The organism is Pseudomonas sp. HMWF006 (assembly GCF_003061205.1).
Lineage (GTDB): Bacteria > Pseudomonadota > Gammaproteobacteria > Pseudomonadales > Pseudomonadaceae > Aquipseudomonas > Aquipseudomonas monsensis.
Genome location: NZ_QAIU01000464.1, coordinates 1 through 622, shown reverse-complemented (window position 1 = coordinate 622; position 622 = coordinate 1). Strand labels below are relative to the sequence as shown.

Below are 622 nucleotides of genomic sequence, written 5' to 3'. Positions count from 1 at the left end.
CATCTGCAACCGCAGCAGTACGCCGAACTTATGGGGCCGATGGTCAGCGTCTGTTACTGGCACGACGGGCAATGGAGGGTCGCCGACAATCCCGATCCTGGCGCACACCCGGTGCCAGCCGACCCGCCATGGCTACAGACCCCGACACCGGAGCTGATTTACGCCAACGTGCTGTTCGATAACGCCCGGCGCTATCTGGTGGGCCAACACACCGAAGCGCTGATCAGGCTCGCGGAACAACTGGATGTGGATGACTGGTTGTGGGGGCAGATTCAGCGAACTCACCTGTGGGGCTGGCAAGCACCGGAGCAAGTGCATTTCTTGCTGATGCAGAGTTTGCAGATGCCGGGGTATCTGCCGCCCAAATCGTGGCTGCCAAAACCTGAAGAAGAACCGGCGGCGCATTTTGAGCGGGTGTACCAGCAAGTGCTGTATTGGCAGGGAGAGGCTCGTTTATGAACGGTGCATTTCGATTGCTGGCGCTTGGCAGTTGCCTCGCGCTGAGCGTGGGTTGTTCGGCTGTGGGGACACCAAACACTTTCACTTTTGTTCCTGACCTTCCGCCCAACTTTAAGTACGACCTGACGGCCACCTACGTGCCCGCCCAAGATCAGACATGCTC

At 59.0% G+C, this 622-nt stretch carries 1 pseudogene; it reads left to right on the top strand.

What is annotated here, in order from left to right:
- Positions 1-459: pseudogene (locus DBR24_RS33030) on the top strand (DUF4123 domain-containing protein); the annotation flags it as partial.
- Between the last annotated feature and the right edge of the window lie 163 nt (positions 460-622).